Origin of the sequence: Pseudomonas sp. Sample_22, assembly GCF_004307635.1 — a bacterium.
Classification (GTDB): Bacteria; Pseudomonadota; Gammaproteobacteria; order Pseudomonadales; family Pseudomonadaceae; genus Aquipseudomonas.
In genome coordinates this window covers 248093-265878 of record NZ_RCNY01000081.1, presented here as the reverse complement: position 1 = coordinate 265878, position 17786 = coordinate 248093, and the positions used below count along the sequence as shown (strand labels likewise).

The following is a 17786-nucleotide window of genomic DNA, read 5'->3' as shown; positions in this document are numbered from 1 at the left end:
ACGCGGAGACCCAATGTCCTCTTTTAACGAAATGATCAAGAACATCACCCCGGACATCTACCAGAGCCTGAAGCTGGCGGTGGAAATCGGTAAATGGTCCGACGGTGGCAAGCTCACCGCCGAGCAACGCGAACTGTCGCTGCAAGCGATGATCGCCTGGGAAATCCAGAATCTGCCCGAGGAAGAGCGTACTGGCTACATGGGTCCGCAAGAATGCAGCTCCAAGTCGATTCAAGTGCCCAACATCCTGTTCAAGTCGGATGCCATCCATTGATCGAGATTGGCCGCGGTGCAATCAGCAAAATGTCGGCGCGCCTGGACGGGCCGAACGTGCAATACGCATTTCGTCTGGGCGACGCAGAGGTTCCGGTCAACCCTTTGATCGGCACCACTGTGCGCCTGGAATATCTGGGAGCGATCCACTGCACCCATTGCGGACGCAAGACCAAAACCAGTTTCAGCCAGGGGTACTGTTACCCGTGCATGACCAAACTGGCCCAGTGTGACGTGTGCATCATGAGCCCCGAGCGCTGTCATTTCGACGCCGGCACCTGCCGGGAGCCGGAGTGGGGCGAGAAGTTCTGCATGACCGATCACATCGTCTACCTGTCGAATTCATCCGGGGTAAAGGTCGGCATCACCCGCGCTACCCAGTTGCCGACCCGCTGGATCGATCAGGGTGCCAGCCAGGCGTTGCCGATCATGCGGGTTTCCACACGCCAGCAATCGGGCTTCGTCGAAGACCTGTTCCGCAGCCAGGTAGCGGACAAGACCAACTGGCGTGCTTTGCTCAAGGGCGATGCAATATCGGTGGACCTGCCACAGATCCGTGACCAGTTGTTCGATCGCTGCGCCGAGGGCCTGCAAGGATTGCAGGAACGATTCGGCCTACAGGCGATCCAGACGATTGCCGACGTCGAACCGCTCGAAATCCGCTTTCCGGTCGAGCAGTATCCGGCGAAAATCGTCAGCTTCAACCTGGACAAGAATCCGATTGCCGAAGGCACGCTGATGGGGATCAAAGGCCAATACCTGATCTTCGACACCGGCGTGATCAATATTCGTAAGTACACGGCCTACCAGCTCGCCGTGCATAGTTAAGGACTCCAGCATGCGCACCGAACAACCGAAGATGATCTACCTCAAGGACTATCAGGCCCCTGAGTACCTGATTGACGAAACGCACCTGACCTTCGAGTTGTTCGAGGACCACAGCCTGGTCCACGCGCAACTGGTGATGCGCCGCAACCCCGAACGCGGTCCGGGCCTGCCGCCGCTGGTGCTGGATGGCCAGCAACTGGAACTGCTATCGGTCACGCTGGCCGATCAGGCGCTTACAGCGGCGCAATATCAACTGACCGACAATCACCTGACCCTGCACCCGACCAGCGCTACCTTCACGGTCGATACCAGCGTCAAGATCCATCCTGAAACCAATACCGCGCTGGAAGGCCTGTACAAGTCCGGCACGATGTTCTGCACCCAGTGCGAAGCCGAAGGTTTCCGCAAGATCACCTATTACCTCGACCGCCCGGACGTGATGAGCAAGTTCACCACCACCGTGGTCGCCGAGCAGCACAGTTATCCGGTGCTGCTGTCCAACGGCAATCCGATTGCCAGCGGCCCCGGCGAAGATGGCCGGCACTGGGCGACCTGGGAAGACCCGTTCATGAAGCCGGCGTACCTGTTCGCGTTGGTGGCGGGTGATTTGTGGTGCGTCGAAGACACCTTCACCACCATGACCGAGCGCACCGTGGCGCTGCGCATTTATGTCGAGCCGGAAAACATCGACAAATGCCAGCACGCCATGAACAGCCTGAAGAAGTCCATGCGCTGGGACGAAGAGGTCTACGGTCGCGAGTACGACCTGGACATCTTCATGATCGTCGCTGTGAACGACTTCAACATGGGCGCCATGGAGAACAAAGGTCTCAACATCTTCAACTCCAGCGCCGTGCTGGCCCGCGCCGAAACCGCCACCGACGCCGCGCATCAGCGGGTCGAAGCGATCGTCGCCCACGAATATTTCCACAACTGGTCGGGCAACCGCGTGACCTGCCGCGATTGGTTCCAGTTGTCGCTCAAGGAAGGCTTTACCGTATTCCGCGATTCGCATTTCTCCGCCGACATGAACTCGGCGACGGTCAAGCGCATCCAGGACGTGGCGTACCTGCGTACCCACCAGTTCGCCGAAGACGCCGGCCCCATGGCTCACGCCGTGCGCCCGGACAGCTTCATCGAGATTTCCAACTTCTATACCCTGACCGTGTACGAAAAGGGTTCGGAAGTGGTCGGCATGATCCATACCTTGCTTGGCGCCGAAGGCTTCCGTAAAGGCAGCGACCTGTACTTTGAGCGCCACGACGGCCAGGCCGTGACCTGCGACGACTTCATCAAGGCCATGGAAGACGCCAACGGCGTGGACCTGACCCAGTTCAAGCGCTGGTACAGCCAGGCGGGCACGCCACGACTGGCAGTGAGCGAGTCCTACGACGCTGCAGCAAAAACCTACAGCCTGACCTTCCGCCAGAGCTGCCCGCAGACTCCGGACAAGGTCGAAAAACTGCCGTTCGTGATCCCGGTGGAGCTCGGTCTGCTGGACAGCAAGGGTGCTGAAATAGCCCTGCGTCTGGCTGGTGAAGCGTCGGCGCAAGGCACCTCGCGGGTGATCTCGGTGACCGAAGCCGAGCAGACATTCACCTTCGTCGACATCGCCGAACAGCCGCTGCCATCGCTGCTACGCGGCTTTTCGGCCCCGGTGAAACTGAGCTTCCCGTACAGCCGCGATCAGCTGATGTTCCTCATGCAGCACGACAGCGACGGTTTCAACCGCTGGGATGCCGGCCAGCAATTGTCGGTGCAGGTGTTGCAGGAATTGATCGCCCAGCAACAGAAGGGCGAAGCGCTGGTGCTGGATCAGCGTCTGGTTTCAGCCTTGCGTACCGTGCTGTCCGATGAGTCGCTGGATCAGGCGATGGTCGCCGAAATGCTTTCGCTGCCAAGCGAAGCTTATTTGGCCGAAATCAGTGAAGTGGCCGATGTAGACGCCATCCACACCGCCCGCGAGTTTGCCCGCAAGCAGTTGGCGGATGCGCTGTTCGAGGCCTTGTGGCTGCGTTATCAGGCCAACCGCGACTTGTCCAAGCAAACCCCGTATGTGGCCGAAGCCGAACATTTCGCCCGCCGTGCCTTGCAGAACATCGCGCTGTCGTACCTGATGCTCAGCGGCAAGCCAGAAGTATTGGCCGCGACACTGGAGCAGTTCGCCGCGTGCGACAACATGACCGAACGCCTGACCGCCCTCGCGGTGTTGGTCAACTCGCCCTTCGAAGAGCAAAAAGCCAAGGCACTGGCGAGCTTCGCCGAGCACTTCAAGGACAATCCGTTGGTCATGGATCAGTGGTTCAGTGTCCAGGCCGGCAGTACGTTGCCGGGCGGGCTGGAGCGGGTCAAGGCATTGATGCAGCACCCGGCGTTCAACATCAAGAACCCGAACAAGGTGCGGGCGTTGATCGGTGCGTTTGCCGGGCAGAACCTGATCAATTTCCATGCGGCGGATGGTTCCGGGTATCGCTTCCTGGCGGATCTGGTGATCGAGTTGAACGGCTTCAATCCGCAGATTGCTTCTCGCCAGTTGGCGCCTTTGACTCGCTGGCGCAAGTATGACAATGCGCGTCAGGCGTTGATGAAGGGCGAGCTGGAGCGGATTTTGAATTCGGGGCAGTTGTCCAGTGATGTGTTTGAGGTGGTGAGCAAGAGTTTGGCTTGATGTTGGATCTTGACCTTGGCGGCCTTTGGGTCGACCAGGTTCTGGGTTGTTTTTTGTGTATATCCGTTGCTTCGGTAACGGCCACTTATGGTTTCGCCCTTACGGCGACTCACTTTTTTACAAGCGCCTAAAAAAGTAAGCAAAAAACGCTCGCCCCTGACGTACGGCCCCTCGCTGGGGCTCGGGGTACCTTCGCTCCGGCATTCATCCGGGGGCATCGCCTCCGGTCTGCTTCGCGACGACCTCCTCTCGATGTGTGCGGCTTCGCCGCACGGCGCTACGCGCCCACCCCCGGATGAACGCCTCCACTCAGCCTGCCGATGGGGCGGGTGAATCAAGATCAAAAGCTGCAGGCGAGCTAACGCTCGGCCTGTTGAGTGGTTAGAAGCAACGGCGGTTGTATGGCGTTCTGCTTTTGCTTTTGCTTTTGCTTTTGCTTTTGCTCTTGCTCTTCTGTGGGAGCTGGCTTGCCAGCGATGACCGCCTGCCAGCCGACCAATCTCTACCAGATGCCCCCAATCCCATTGTAGGAGCCAGCCTGCTGGCGATGACGGTCTCACAGCCAACCAATTCTTGCCAGATGTACTCCTCCCCTGTGGGAGCTGGCTTGCCAGCGATGACGACCTGCCAGCCAACAAACCTCCACCATATGCCATCAATCCCATTGCAGGAGCGAGCCTGCTCGCGAAAAACGCCCAGACACCCTGATCATCCAGACAGGGCACGTCATCGTTAACGACCATCGCCAGCAGGGCTGGCTCCTACAGGGGAGAATCAATGCCCAACCCAACCTATCAGGCCGGCCGGTAGGCCGCCTCGCTTCGGCTCTTGATCTTTTGCCCCTTCGGCAGGCCGAGCGTAGGTGTTCATCTGGGGGGGGGCGCGTAGCGCCGTGCGGCGAAGCCGCACACATCGAGAGGAGGTCGTCGCGAAGCAGACCGTAGGCGATGCCCCCGGATGGACACCGTAGCGAGGGAACACCGAGCCCCAGCGAGGTGCCGTACGCCGGGGCAAAGCCTTTTGGTTCCTTTTTGGCGTTTGAAAAAGGGACTCGCTGTAAGAGCGAAACCATAAGTCGCCGTTACCGCAGCAACGGATATGTACACAACCAAACATAAGCCGCCGTTATCGCAGCAACGGATATGTACTCCGACCAAAAACACCCAATCACCCCACCTGATACCCCACCATTCAGAAAAAACAACCACCCCTGCGGTTAACAAAACATAACGTGCCGTCGATTGTCAGCCCTTCGAAAACACCGATAGGATAAGCCAGCTTCCGAAGGGGCTCTGGATTGCGGGTTTCAGGTCTATGCTCTGAAACAGGTAATCCCGGTCAGCACCCTTGCGGCGCCCAGAAAGGTTGAATGACCTAACAATAATAATGGGGGAAGGTCTATGAGTGAGCCTGTCATGGGTGTGGGTATCTGCCGCCCGCTGGCATTACGCAAATTCGCGTTGCTGGCTACAGCGCTCTCGCTGTTGGGCGCTGCCATGCTGTCAGCACCTGTGCTGGCCGCGGCTGCGCCGGCATCCGACGTTGTTTATTCCATTGAATCGGCCAAGGCCAGCAAAAGCCTGATGCTCGATGTCGTCCACGCTGGCAAGCGCCTGGTGGCGGTCGGGGATCGTGGGCATATTCTGTATTCTGATGACCAGGGTGCTACCTGGATGCAAGCCAAGGTCCCGACCCGGGCATTGCTGACCTCGGTGTTTTTCGTCGATGACCAGCACGGCTGGGCGGTCGGCCATGATGCACAGATCCTCGCCAGCGAGGACGGCGGTGTCACCTGGACCAAGCAATTCGAAGACCTCAAGCGTGAGTCGCCATTGCTCGACGTCTGGTTTCAGGACGTCAACAAAGGTTTTGCCGTAGGCGCTTACGGCGCATTGCTGGAAACCAGCGATGGCGGCAAGCACTGGGAAGACGTCAGTGATCGCCTGGACAACGAAGACCAGTTCCACCTCAACGCCATCGCCGCCGTCAAGGATTCCGGTCTGTTCATCGTCGGTGAGCAGGGCAGCATGTTCCGCTCCGCCGACTGGGGCCAGACCTGGGAAAAACTTGAAGGCCCTTACGAAGGCTCGCTGTTTGGTGTGATCGGCACCGCGCAACCTTCTACCCTCTTGGCGTATGGCCTGCGTGGCAATCTGTATCGCTCGACCGATTTCGGTAGCAACTGGGAACAGATCGAGTTGAAGGCTGAGCGCGGCGATCTGGAGTTCGGTCTGTCCGGCGGCACGCTGCTCGAAGACGGCTCCATCGTGATTGTCGGTAACGGCGGTTCGGTGATTCGCAGCAGCGACGATGGTGAAACCTTCAAAGTGGTCAACCGCGCGGATCGTATTTCCGTCTCGGCGGTCACGGCGGCAGGCAATGGCAATCTGGTTCTGGCAGGACAGGGTGGCGTTCGCGTCACTTCGCCGAACGGCACCGAGTCGGGCAAATGAGCCAGGTTAATAATAAGAAGGCGCAGCTATGACTTCCTTGAGTACTCATCACCAGGAAAAGGCGACACTCCTTGAGCGCCTGATCTTCAACAACCGCCCGGCAGTGATCTTCATCTGCCTGTTGGTCAGTATTTTCCTGTTCTGGCAGGCGACGCTGATTCGTCCGTCCACCAGCTTCGAAAAAATGATCCCGCTCGAGCACCCCTTCATCCAGAAGATGATGGAGCATCGCAACGATCTGGCGAACCTGGGCAACACCGTGCGGATCTCGGTGGAAGCCACCGATGGCGACATCTTCTCCAAGGAATACATGGAGACCCTGCGCCAGATCAACGACGAAGTGTTCTACATTTCCGGCGTTGACCGTTCCGGCCTCAAGTCGCTGTGGAGTCCGAGCGTACGCTGGACCGAAGTGACTGAGGAGGGCTTTGCCGGGGGTGAAGTGATCCCGCAGAGCTATAACGGCTCCCAGGCCAGCCTCGACATGCTGCGCAACAACGTCCTCAAGTCCGGGCAGGTCGGTCGCCTGGTGGCCAACGACTTCAAGTCGAGCATCGTCGACATCCCGTTGCTGGAGGCCTATCCGGACCCGCAGGACCAGGGCAAGTTGCTGGCCCTGGACTATCGCAAGTTCTCCCATGAGCTTGAAGACAAGATCCGCAACAAGTTCGAAGCGCAGAACCCCAACATCAAGATCCACATCGTCGGTTTCGCCAAGAAGGTCGGTGACCTGATCGATGGCCTGGTGATGGTGGTGATGTTCTTCGGGGTCGCGTTTGTCATTACCCTGATCCTGCTCTACTGGTTCACCAACTGCATGCGCAGTACCGTGGCGGTGTTGAGTACGACGCTGGTGGCGGTGGTCTGGCAATTGGGCCTGATGCACTTCTTCGGTTTCGGTCTTGATCCTTATTCGATGCTGGTGCCGTTCCTGATCTTCGCCATCGGTATTTCCCACGGCGTGCAGAAAATCAACGGCATCGCCCTGCAATCCAGTGAGGCGGACAACGCCCTGACCGCAGCGCGCCGGACTTTCCGCCAGCTGTTCCTGCCCGGGATGATCGCGATCCTCGCCGATGCCGTGGGCTTCATCACGCTGCTGATCATTGATATCGGCGTGATTCGCGAGCTGGCCATCGGTGCTTCCATCGGTGTGGCGGTGATCGTGTTCACCAACCTGATCCTGTTGCCGGTAGCGATTTCCTATGTCGGCATCAGCAAGCGCGCAGTTGCGCGCAGCAAGAAAGATGCGACTCGCGAACATCCGTTCTGGCGCTTGCTGTCGAACTTCGCCAGCCCGAAAGTCGCACCAGTATCCATCGCGCTGGCACTGATCGCGTTCGGCGGCGGCCTCTGGTACAGCCAGAACCTGAAAATCGGTGACCTCGACCAGGGTGCGCCGGAGCTGCGTCCGGACTCGCGCTACAACAAGGACAACAACTTCATCATCAACAACTATTCCACCAGCTCTGACGTGTTGGTGGTGATGGTCAAGACCAAGTCCGAAGGCTGCTCACGCTACGAAGCCATGGCGCCGATCGACGAGCTGATGTGGAAGATGCAGAACACCGAGGGCGTGCAGTCGGCGATTTCCCTGGTGACCGTGTCCAAGCAAATGATCAAGGGCATGAACGAAGGCAACCTCAAGTGGGAAACCCTGTCGCGCAACCCGGACGTGCTGAACAACTCGATTGCCCGGGCCGATGGCCTGTACAACAACAGTTGCTCGCTGGCACCGGTGCTGGTGTTCCTCAACGATCACAAGGCTGAAACCCTGGATCGCGCGGTCCACGCCGTGCAGGACTTCGCCAAGGAACACAACACCGAGAACCTGGAGTTCATCCTGGCTGCCGGTAACGCCGGGATCGAGGCTGCCACCAACGAAGTGATCAAGAAGTCCGAGTTGACCATCCTGATCCTGGTGTACATCTGCGTAGCGGTCATGTGCATGATCACCTTCCGTTCCTGGGCGGCGACCTTGTGCATCGTGCTGCCGCTGGTGCTGACCTCGGTGCTCGGCAACGCCCTGATGGCATTCATGGGCATCGGCGTGAAAGTGGCGACCCTGCCAGTGGTGGCGCTCGGGGTGGGGATTGGTGTGGACTACGGCATCTACATCTACAGCCGTCTGGAAAGTTTCCTGCGTGCCGGTCTGCCGTTGCAGGAAGCCTATTACCAGACTCTGAAATCCACCGGTAAAGCCGTATTGTTCACCGGCCTGTGCCTGGCCATCGGCGTGTGCACCTGGATCTTCTCGGCTATCAAGTTCCAGGCCGACATGGGTCTGATGCTGACCTTCATGTTGCTGTGGAACATGTTCGGTGCGCTGTGGCTGTTGCCGGCACTGGCGCGATTCCTGATCAAGCCGGAGAAACTGGCAGGGCAGAAGGGCAATTCGTTGTTCGCTCACTGATTCACGCTGCAATGAAAAAGCCGCAACCCTGGTTGCGGCTTTTTTGCATCTGAAGATCGACACACTTCCTGTGGGAGCTGGCTTGCCAGCGATTGCGGTTTAACATTGAACGATGATGTAACTGATAAGCCGCCATCGCTGGCAAGCCAGCTCCCACAGGAATAGTGGTGGTCAGGTGGGATCGCTACCCAGCACGACATTCAACGCACTGCGCGCATCATCCAGCTGCACCAGCGTCGCATGCCGCGCACCCAGGGCGTCGCGGTTTTCGATGGCGGTGAGAATCGCCTTGTGCCGTGGCAACGCCAGTTCATGCAGGTTCGGGCGTTGGTTGGAATGCTTCAAGGCCTCGGCGATGGCCACCGACAGCATGTTGCACAGGTTGGCCAGCAAGTCGTTGTGGGTAGCGTCGGCAATGCGGCTGTGGAAATCCAGGTCCGGTTGCAGCAAGGCTTCAGGCGTCGGCGCGGTTTCCATGCGTTGGTAGGCTTCGCCGATCGCGGCGATGTCGTCGTCGGTGGCGAACTGCGCGGCGAGGGCGGCGGCCGCCGGTTCGATGATGCTGCGTACACTGGTCAACAGATTGAAGAATTCATTTTGCGGGCTGCTTTGCATCAGCCAATGCAACACGTCCGGGTCGAGCATGTGCCATTCCCGACGTGGTTTGACCACGGTGCCCACTCGCGGGCGGGAGTACACCAGACCCTTGGCAACCAGCACCCGTGTGGCTTCACGCAGGACTGGCCGACTGACCGCATATTCTTCACACAGCAACGCCTCTGCGGGCAGTTTGTCGTCTGGCAGGAAGCGTCCGGAGACGATCTGCATGCCCAATTCCTGGACGATACGCGAGTGCATGCTTTTGCGGTCGGAGGGTTTGCGGTAATCCATGGGGAGTGGCGCGGTCCTGTGCGTGGAGGTGCTGCGCATGATAGCAGGCACGACACAATCTTGAGGCGGATTGATCGTTCCCACGCTCCGCGTGGGAATGCAGCCAGGGACGCTCTGCGTCCCAAGTCAACAGCCGAACGCGGAGCGTCCGTTGAGTCATTCCCACGCGGAGCGTGGGAACGATCGGTGGAGAGGGGTCAGTGAGAATGACGCGGTACTTCGGCTCCGCGGCAGCCGACCAGGAAGTCGAAGTCGCAGCCTTGATCAGCCTGCAACACATGGTCGATGTACAGCTGACGGTAACCGCCTACCAGCAATTGCTGCGGTGGTTGCAGGTCGGCCATGCGTGCGGCCAGTTCCGCATCCGGGATGTCCAGGTGCAGCCGGCCGCTGGCGCAGTCGAGCTCGATCCAGTCGCCTTCTTTTACCGTCGCCAACGGACCGCCCGCAGCGGCTTCAGGGGCAACGTGCAGGACCACGGTGCCATACGCGGTGCCACTCATGCGTGCATCGGAAATGCGCACCATGTCGGTCACGCCCTGAGCCAGCAACTTGGCCGGCAAGCCCATGTTGCCGACTTCAGCCATGCCCGGATAACCCTTCGGCCCGCAATTCTTCATGACCAGAATCGAGTTGGCATCCACGTCCAGCTCCGGGTCGTTGATCCGCGCCTTGTACATGTCGAAATTCTCGAACACCACGGCGCGTCCACGATGCTGCATCAATTCAGGCGTCGCGGCGGACGGCTTGAGTACCGCGCCCAGTGGCGCCAGGTTGCCGCGCAGCACGCAGATACCGCCGTCGGCACGGATCGGGTTGTCGAGGGTGCGAATCACTTCGTCTTCGCCATAGATCGGCGCATCCTTGGTGTTCTCGCCAATGGACTTGCCGTTCACGGTCAAAGCATTCGGGTTGGGGATCAGGTTGGCCTCGCCGAGGCGACGCAGTACCGCAGGCAGACCGCCGGCGTAGTAGAACTCTTCCATCAGGAAGCGCCCGGACGGTTGCAGGTCGACGATGGTCGGCATGCCGCGACCGATGCGGGTCCAGTCGTCCAGATCCAGTTCCACGCCGATGCGCCCGGCGATGGCTTTCAAATGGATCACCGCGTTGGTCGAGCCACCAATGGCCGCGTTCACACGAATAGCGTTTTCGAAGGCTTCCTTGGTCAGGATCTTCGACAGTTTCAGGTCTTCGCGGACCATCTCCACCGCGCGCATGCCGGACATGTGCGCCAGCACATAACGGCGTGCATCCACGGCCGGAATCGCGGCGTTGTGGGGCAGGGAAGTACCGAGGGCTTCCGCCATGCAGGCCATGGTCGAGGCGGTGCCCATGGTGTTGCAGGTGCCGGCCGAGCGGGACATGCCGCCCTCGGCTGCAAGGAAGTCGTCAATGGTGATGGTGCCAGCCTTGACCTGTTCGCTGAGCTGCCAGACCACCGTGCCCGAGCCGATGTCCTTGCCCTTGTGTTTGCCGTTGAGCATCGGCCCGCCGGTGACGACGATGGCCGGCACGTCGCAACTGGCGGCGCCCATCAGTAATGCAGGGGTAGTCTTGTCGCAACCGGTCAACAGCACCACACCGTCAATCGGGTTGCCGCGAATCGCTTCTTCAACGTCCATGCTCGCCAGGTTGCGGGTGAGCATGGCGGTCGGGCGCAGGTTGGATTCGCCGTTGGAGAACACCGGGAATTCCACCGGGAAGCCCCCGGCCTCGATCACCCCGCGTTTGACGTGTTCCGCGATCTGGCGGAAATGCGCGTTGCATGGGGTCAGTTCCGACCAGGTATTGCAGATGCCGATGATCGGCTTGCCGTGGAACTGGTGGTCGGCGATGCCCTGATTCTTCATCCAGCTGCGGTACATGAAGCCGTTCTTGTCGGCGGTGCCAAACCATTGGGCGGAGCGCAGGGTGGGTTTCTTATCAGACATGATCGATTCTCTTATTGTATGACTATATTGTTCGAGCTGAGGCGTAACATAAGCTCAAATTCGCCGCTTTGGAAGTGTTGTTGAGTAAATAGTATTACTATATAGTCATTTTCAGCGGAGGGATGGTCCTGGCGATTTGTCGCGAGAGGCGTCCCCCGAGGTTCTATAAAAACAACAATCGGAGACCGATCTCATGAGCCAGGAACTGCGGCTTATTCGTCGCATCACGCTGAAACTGATTCCCTTCCTGATCCTGCTGTACCTGATCGCCTATGTGGATCGCTCCGCAGTGGGCTTCGCCAAATTGCACATGGGCGCCGACATCGGTCTGGGCGACGCGGCCTACGGTCTCGGTGCAGGGCTGTTCTTCATTGGTTACTTCCTGCTGGAAATCCCCAGCAACCTGATGCTCGACCGCTTCGGCGCGCGGCGCTGGTTTGCGCGGATCATGGTCACCTGGGGTGCAATCACCATTGGCATGGCGTTCGTACAAGGGCCGAACAGCTTCTACGTCATGCGGTTTTTGCTCGGTGCCGCCGAAGCGGGTTTCTTCCCTGGCGTTCTGTACTACATCACCCAGTGGTTCCCGGTTCGCCATCGCGGCAAGATCCTCGGGCTGTTCATCCTGTCCCAACCCATTGCCATGATGATCACCGGTCCCGTGTCCGGCGGCTTGTTGGGCATGGACGGTGTGCTTGGGCTGCACGGCTGGCAGTGGCTGTTCATCGTTATCGGCGCCCCGGCGATCCTGCTGACCTGGCCCGTGTTGCGCTGGTTGCCTGACGGCCCTCAGCAAGTGAAGTGGATGGACCAGGCGGAAAAGGACTGGCTGACCGGCGAACTGAAAAAAGACCTCGAAGCGTACGGCCAGACCCGTCACGGCAATCCTTTGCACGCGCTCAAGGACAAGCGCGTGTTGCTGTTGGCGCTGTTCTACCTGCCGGTGACCTTGAGCATTTATGGCCTCGGTTTGTGGTTGCCGACGTTGATCAAGCAGTTCGGCGGCAGCGATCTGGTGACCGGGTTCGTGTCATCGGTGCCGTACATTTTCGGGATCATCGGCCTGTTGATCATTCCGCGCAGTTCCGACCGATTGAATGATCGCTATGGCCATCTGGCGGTGCTCTATGTACTGGGCGCCATCGGCCTGTTCCTCAGTGCCTGGCTGTCGGTGCCAGTGCTGCAACTGGCAGCACTGTGCCTGGTGGCGTTCGCGCTGTTCTCCTGTACGGCGGTGTTCTGGACCTTGCCGGGCCGGTTCTTCGCCGGTGCCAGTGCGGCGGCGGGGATTGCGCTGATCAACTCGGTGGGCAACCTCGGCGGCTACATCGGCCCGTTCGTCATTGGTGCGCTCAAGGAATACACCGGCAACCTGGCTTCCGGCCTGTATTTCCTGTCGTGCGTGATGGTGTTCGGGCTGATCTTGACTGGCGTGGTTTATCGGTTGCTGGAGCGCAAGCATGTGCTGCCGACGGATGAGTTTGCGGCCAGTGCACGTGGCGCGACCCGTACCTGACACAAAACCGGAAATCACCACCATCCCTGTGGGAGCGGGCTTGCCCGCGATAGCAATTGATCTGGCACATCAATGTTGAATGTGCAGCCGTCATCGCGGGTAAGCCCGCTCCCACAGGGAACTGAAGTGTTTGGAATAACAGGAGAAATTTCATGCGTTTGGTTCAATTCGAATTAAGTAACGGCGAACGCCGCGTTGGTGTGGTCGAGGATGGCCTGGTGTGCGAAGTGCAAGACGCCCGCACCGTTCGCGACCTGGCCCTGGCGGCTATCGAGGCAGGCGTTGGCCTTGAGCAACAAGTACTAGCCTTGGGCCTGGGGATCAGCCACGATTACGCGCAACTGCTGACACAACTGCGCATCCTGCCACCGCTGGATCACCCGGACCCTGCGCACATGCTGGTCAGCGGCACCGGCCTGACCCACTTGGGCAGCGCCTCGGCCCGGGACAAGATGCACCAGCAGGCCGGTGACGAAGCGGCGATGACCGACACCATGCGCATTTTCAAGTGGGGCGTGGAGGGCGGTAAACCCGCCGCAGGTCAGGCGGGTGTACAACCGGAATGGTTCTACAAGGGCGACGGCAGCATCGTTGTGCGTCCCGGCCAGCCATTCCCGTTGCCGCCGTTTGCCGAAGACGCCGGTGAGGAACCGGAACTCAGCGGCCTGTATGTCATCGGCCATGACGGCAAACCGTATCGCCTCGGTTTCGCCGTGGGCAACGAATTCTCCGATCACGTCATGGAGCGCAAGAATTACCTTTATCTGGCCCACTCGAAACTGCGCAGTTGCAGTTATGGTCCGGAGTTGCGGGTCGGTGAATTGCCCCAGCATCTGGCCGGCACCAGCCGAATCCTGCGCGACGGCGAAGTCCTGTGGCAGAACGAGTTCCTCAGCGGCGAAGCCAACATGTGCCACAGCCTGGCGAACCTTGAGTTCCACCATTTCAAATACAGCCAATTCCTGCGCCCGGGGGATGTGCACATTCACTTCTTCGGCACTGCAACGCTGTCGTTCGCCGATGGCGTGCGCACGCAACCGGGGGATGTGTTCGAGATCAGCCAGGCTGAATTCGGCGCGCCGCTGATCAATGGCATCGCACCGGTTGCAGCAGCGTTCGAGCCCGGCACCGTTGGCACACTTTGAGGAATATTGAATGTCCCTGATTCTTGGTCACAACTACATCGGCGGCCAGCGCAGTGCGTTGGGCAACATCAAACTGCAGAGTGTCGACGCCGAAACCGGCGAGGCATTGCCCCATGATTTTATCCAGGCCACACCGGAGGAAGTCGATGCAGCCGCCAAGGCTGCCGCTGCCGCGTTCCCGGGTTACCGCAGCTTGAGCGCAGAGCGGCGCGCGCAGTTCCTGGACGCGATTGCCTCTGAGCTGGATGCGCTGGGTGATGATTTCGTCTCTCTGGTTTGCCGCGAAACGGCACTGCCGGCAGCGCGGATCATTGGCGAACGGGGCCGCACCAGTGGCCAGATGCGTCTGTTCGCCAACGTGCTGCGTCGCGGCGATTTCTACGGTGCGCGTATCGACAAGGCACTGCCGGACCGTCAACCGCTGCCGCGTCCCGACCTGCGCCAGTACCGTATCGGTCTTGGCCCGGTGGCGGTATTCGGCGCCAGTAATTTTCCCTTGGCGTTCTCGACTGCCGGTGGCGACACCGCGTCGGCATTGGCTGCCGGTTGCCCGGTGGTGTTCAAGGCCCACAGTGGCCACATGGCAACGGCCGAGCACGTCGCTGACGCGATCATCCGGGCGGCGGAAAAAACCTCGATGCCGGCCGGTGTGTTCAACATGATTTATGGCGGTGGGGTCGGCGAAGCGCTGGTCAAGCACCCGGCGATTCAGGCGGTGGGCTTTACCGGGTCGCTCAAGGGCGGTCGGGCATTGTGCGATATGGCCGCGGCGCGCCCTCAACCGATTCCGGTGTTCGCCGAAATGTCGAGCATCAACCCGGTTATCCTCCTGCCCGAGGCGTTGCAGGTGCGTACCGAGACCATTGCCCGTGAGCTGGCGGCCTCGGTAGTGCAAGGTTGCGGCCAGTTCTGCACCAATCCGGGGTTAGTGATTGGTATTCGCTCGCCTCAGTTCAGCGCGTTCCAAAAACTGCTGGCCGATGTGATGGCGGATCAACCGGCGCAAACCATGCTCAATGCCGGGACGCTGGCCAGCTACGGCAAAGGCCTGCAAAAGCTCCTCGATCATCCGGGCATCGAGCAACTGACGGGTCAACCGCAGCAGGGACGCCGGGCGCAACCCCAGTTGTTCAAGGCTGATGTCAGTTTGTTGATCAACGGCGATGAAGTACTGCAGGAGGAAGTGTTCGGGCCGACCACCGTCGTCGTCGAAGTGGCGGATCAAGCGCAGCTGAGCGCTGCGTTGAACGGCCTGCACGGTCAACTGACAGCGACCATCATCGGCGAACAGGCGGACTTCCAGCAGTTCAGCGAACTGACGGCGTTGCTGGAACTGAAGGTCGGTCGAATCCTGCTCAATGGCTATCCGACCGGGGTCGAAGTGTGTGATTCGATGGTCCATGGCGGGCCGTATCCGGCGACCTCGGATGCCCGCGGCACGTCGGTGGGCACCCTGGCGATCGATCGTTTCCTGCGCCCGGTATGTTTCCAGAACTACCCGGACAACCTGCTGCCGGATGCCCTGAAAAATGCCAATCCGTTGCGCATTCAGCGGCTGGTGGATGGCAAGCCATCGCGCGAGGCCATCTAACGACCGGGTTCCCTGTGGGAGCGAGCTTGCTCGCGATGACGGTGTATCAGTCAACGCAATTGTTGGCTGACATACCGTCATCGCGGGCAAGCCCGCTCCCACAGGTTTGTGTGGAACAATCATCAAGTGCATGAGCTATCATTGCGTTTTTCCCATTCAAAGATCGACTGCCATGACAGCTGCAACCGACACCTTGCTCAACGCCCTCGAACACTGCGGGATGGTGGAAATCGATGGGCTGCATGCCTTCGAATTCGCCCTCGATGAGGACGACAATCTGCACATCGAATGCATGGATGGCCGCAATGCGTTGCACTGGGAGTTCACCCCGGCGCAGATCCAGGCCGCGACGTTCGACGCCACACTGCAAAGCTGGCTGATCAGCGATAACAACGGCGAACACCGACTGGTGTGCCTCGGCGATGTCGTCAGTGGCGACAACGACGACGATGAACCTGCGGATGAATAAGCTGTGGCCACTGTTAATCGCCGGCAGCATGGGCGCGATGGGCGTTCAGGCAACGTGGGCCGATGATTATCAATTGCTCGTGGGTTCGTACACCGGTGGTCAGAGCCAAGGCATTTACCGGCTCAATTTTGACAGCGCAACCGGGCAGATCGCCGCCAGGCCCGTGCAAGTCATTCAAAGCGAAAACCCGTCGTGGCTGACCCTTTCCAAGGATCAGCGGCACCTGTTTGTGGTCAACGAAAACGGCCCGGGCCAGAAAGATCCGGTTGGGCGTGTCAGCAGCTACTCGATTGACCCGAAAAGCCAGGCACTGAGCCTGATCAATCAGGTGCAGAGCCTGGGCAATGAGCCGACGCATTCGAGCTTGAGCAACGATGCCAGCCATTTGTTCGTCAGCAATTATTCGGTGGCCGAAGACCCGGGCGGGACCCTGGCGGTGTTGCCGATCGGCGCTGATGGCGCGCTCAAGCCCGTGGTGCAGATGAGCAGTCACCCGGCCAGTCGGGTCAATGCCGAGCGGCAGATGTCAGCGCACGTGCATTCGACGGTTCCATCGCCCGATGGCAAGTTCGTGTTCTCCAATGACCTGGGTGCGGACAAGGTTTTTGTCTACCGTTTCGACCCAAAGGCCAATCCGCAACTGCCGTTGACCCCGGCCACGCCAGCTTTCGTCCAGCTACCGCCCGGTAGCGGTCCGCGGCATCTGCTGTTCAGCGCCGATGGCAACCACGCTTGGTTGACCATGGAAATGAGCGCCCAGGTCGCCGTGTTCGACTACCGCGATGGCAAGCTTGAACAAACGCAGCTCGTTGAGCTGGCAGCCGGTCAGCCGGTTACCGACAAAGCCGCTGCTGCGCTGCACAGCTCGGCCGACGGCAAATTCCTCTACGTCAGTAACCGTGGCACCGCCAATCAGTTGCTGGTGTTCGCCATCGACCCGGCGACCGGCCATCTCAAGGAGCTGCAACGCCGAGCGGTGGAGGGCGATCATCCGCGTGAATTCAGCCTCGATCCAAGCGGCAAGTTCGTGCTGATCGCCAACCAGAAAAGTAACCAGATTGTCGTCCTCGAACGCGATGCCAACACCGGTTTGCTGGGCAAGACCGTACAAAAACTGCCGATGGACGCCCCGAGCGACCTCAGGTTTTTGCTGCGACAATAGGCCGCAGGCCCCGGTTTGCGGGGCCTGCGTCTTTCTATCAATGAGGCTGATATGTGGTAATGCTACAAAGCATTTCAAGGCCTCGTTCTTCGAGGGTTAAGTTTGCTTCACGGCCCCACCGGGCATGCAAGCCAACTGACTTCGAGGAATACAGCATGAACTTCAATCTCTTCTCCGTAATCGCCGCGTCCGCCATCTCTGCCACCGTGGCTCTGCCAGCCAGCGCCAACGTTGAAATCAGCGACAAAAAATCCCACACCCAGAGCTACACCCAGAAATACTTGCAACAAAGCGCTAACTTCTACGCCGCGCTGGATCACAAAACCCAGCACTGAAATTTCCTTTCTGCTGCCTTTATGCAGGAGCGAAGTCACTTGCCGATCGAGGTTCCACCACTCGAAAAGCGCTGAAGTGATGTCGCTCCTGCATAACGCATTTACGAC

At 59.6% G+C, this 17786-nt stretch carries 13 protein-coding genes; 11 read left to right on the top strand and 2 right to left on the bottom strand.

The window, feature by feature from the left end:
• Positions 1-13 precede the first annotated feature (13 nt).
• The 5 genes from D8U73_RS21025 to D8U73_RS20995 all read left to right on the top strand — a co-directional run bounded on the left by D8U73_RS21025 (position 14) and on the right by D8U73_RS20995 (position 8635).
• Entirely contained in the window at positions 14-274 is a 261-nt protein-coding gene (locus D8U73_RS21025; protein WP_056855543.1) for a DUF1315 family protein, read from the top strand.
• Positions 271-1101 carry a DUF2797 domain-containing protein gene (locus D8U73_RS21020; RefSeq protein ID WP_130905672.1) on the top strand — a complete coding sequence of 277 codons (831 nt, stop codon included), beginning with the start codon at positions 271-273 and terminating at the stop codon, positions 1099-1101. The genes D8U73_RS21025 and D8U73_RS21020 overlap by 4 nt, the downstream gene beginning before the upstream one ends.
• Positions 1102-1111: 10 nt before the next feature.
• Entirely contained in the window at positions 1112-3769 is a 2658-nt protein-coding gene (gene pepN, locus D8U73_RS21015) for an aminopeptidase N (RefSeq protein WP_130905671.1), read from the top strand.
• A 1400-nt stretch (positions 3770-5169) separates the two neighbouring features.
• On the top strand, positions 5170-6222 hold the full coding sequence (locus D8U73_RS21000) for a YCF48-related protein (RefSeq protein WP_130905669.1): 1053 nt from the start codon (positions 5170-5172) through the stop codon (positions 6220-6222).
• A 28-nt stretch (positions 6223-6250) separates the two neighbouring features.
• The gene (locus tag D8U73_RS20995) at positions 6251-8635 is read left to right on the top strand and encodes an RND family transporter (protein WP_056855539.1); all 2385 of its coding nucleotides are present in this window, start codon (positions 6251-6253) and stop codon (positions 8633-8635) included.
• Between the two features lie 171 nt (positions 8636-8806).
• On the opposite strand, the gene D8U73_RS20990 is transcribed toward D8U73_RS20995, so the two are convergent.
• A complete protein-coding gene (locus D8U73_RS20990; protein WP_056855538.1) occupies positions 8807-9526 on the bottom strand; it encodes a FadR/GntR family transcriptional regulator in 720 nt (239 codons plus the stop codon).
• 197 nt (positions 9527-9723) lie between these two features.
• A complete protein-coding gene (locus D8U73_RS20985) occupies positions 9724-11460 on the bottom strand; it encodes an IlvD/Edd family dehydratase (RefSeq protein WP_075945160.1) in 1737 nt (578 codons plus the stop codon).
• A 193-nt stretch (positions 11461-11653) separates the two neighbouring features.
• Between D8U73_RS20985 and D8U73_RS20980 the strand changes: the two genes are divergently transcribed.
• The 6 genes from D8U73_RS20980 (at position 11654) to D8U73_RS20955 (ending at position 17678) form a co-directional block, all read left to right on the top strand.
• Positions 11654-12976 (top strand): MFS transporter, encoded by a 1323-nt coding sequence (locus D8U73_RS20980; RefSeq protein WP_130905668.1) that lies wholly within the window; start codon positions 11654-11656, stop codon positions 12974-12976.
• A 152-nt stretch (positions 12977-13128) separates the two neighbouring features.
• Positions 13129-14121 carry an AraD1 family protein gene (araD1, locus tag D8U73_RS20975; protein WP_130905667.1) on the top strand — a complete coding sequence of 331 codons (993 nt, stop codon included), beginning with the start codon at positions 13129-13131 and terminating at the stop codon, positions 14119-14121.
• A gap of 10 nt (positions 14122-14131) precedes the next feature.
• The gene (locus D8U73_RS20970; protein WP_130905666.1) at positions 14132-15712 is read left to right on the top strand and encodes an aldehyde dehydrogenase (NADP(+)); all 1581 of its coding nucleotides are present in this window, start codon (positions 14132-14134) and stop codon (positions 15710-15712) included.
• Positions 15713-15842: 130 nt separating this feature from the next.
• Complete coding sequence (locus D8U73_RS20965; protein WP_056855533.1) at positions 15843-16181, top strand: DUF5629 family protein; 339 nt, start codon at positions 15843-15845, stop codon at positions 16179-16181.
• Positions 16174-17343 carry a lactonase family protein gene (locus D8U73_RS20960; protein WP_130905665.1) on the top strand — a complete coding sequence of 390 codons (1170 nt, stop codon included), beginning with the start codon at positions 16174-16176 and terminating at the stop codon, positions 17341-17343. The genes D8U73_RS20965 and D8U73_RS20960 overlap by 8 nt, the downstream gene beginning before the upstream one ends.
• 155 nt (positions 17344-17498) lie before the next feature.
• Positions 17499-17678, top strand: coding sequence for a hypothetical protein (locus D8U73_RS20955; protein WP_019650041.1), 180 nt, complete (start codon positions 17499-17501; stop codon positions 17676-17678).
• Positions 17679-17786 lie beyond the last annotated feature (108 nt).

Excerpts from the sequence above, each read along its gene's own strand:
- D8U73_RS21025 (WP_056855543.1), top strand. The coding sequence starts at position 14 with ATGTCCTCTTTTAACGAAATGATCAAGAACATCACCCCGGACATCTAC.
- pepN (WP_130905671.1), top strand. The coding sequence starts at position 1,112 with ATGCGCACCGAACAACCGAAGATGATCTACCTCAAGGACTATCAGGCC.
- D8U73_RS21000 (WP_130905669.1), top strand. The coding sequence starts at position 5,170 with ATGAGTGAGCCTGTCATGGGTGTGGGTATCTGCCGCCCGCTGGCATTA.
- D8U73_RS20995 (WP_056855539.1), top strand. The coding sequence starts at position 6,251 with ATGACTTCCTTGAGTACTCATCACCAGGAAAAGGCGACACTCCTTGAG.
- D8U73_RS20990 (WP_056855538.1), bottom strand. The coding sequence starts at position 9,526 with ATGGATTACCGCAAACCCTCCGACCGCAAAAGCATGCACTCGCGTATC.
- D8U73_RS20985 (WP_075945160.1), bottom strand. The coding sequence starts at position 11,460 with ATGTCTGATAAGAAACCCACCCTGCGCTCCGCCCAATGGTTTGGCACC.
- D8U73_RS20980 (WP_130905668.1), top strand. The coding sequence starts at position 11,654 with ATGAGCCAGGAACTGCGGCTTATTCGTCGCATCACGCTGAAACTGATT.
- araD1 (WP_130905667.1), top strand. The coding sequence starts at position 13,129 with ATGCGTTTGGTTCAATTCGAATTAAGTAACGGCGAACGCCGCGTTGGT.
- D8U73_RS20970 (WP_130905666.1), top strand. The coding sequence starts at position 14,132 with ATGTCCCTGATTCTTGGTCACAACTACATCGGCGGCCAGCGCAGTGCG.
- D8U73_RS20965 (WP_056855533.1), top strand. The coding sequence starts at position 15,843 with ATGAGCTATCATTGCGTTTTTCCCATTCAAAGATCGACTGCCATGACA.
- D8U73_RS20960 (WP_130905665.1), top strand. The coding sequence starts at position 16,174 with ATGAATAAGCTGTGGCCACTGTTAATCGCCGGCAGCATGGGCGCGATG.
- D8U73_RS20955 (WP_019650041.1), top strand. The coding sequence starts at position 17,499 with ATGAACTTCAATCTCTTCTCCGTAATCGCCGCGTCCGCCATCTCTGCC.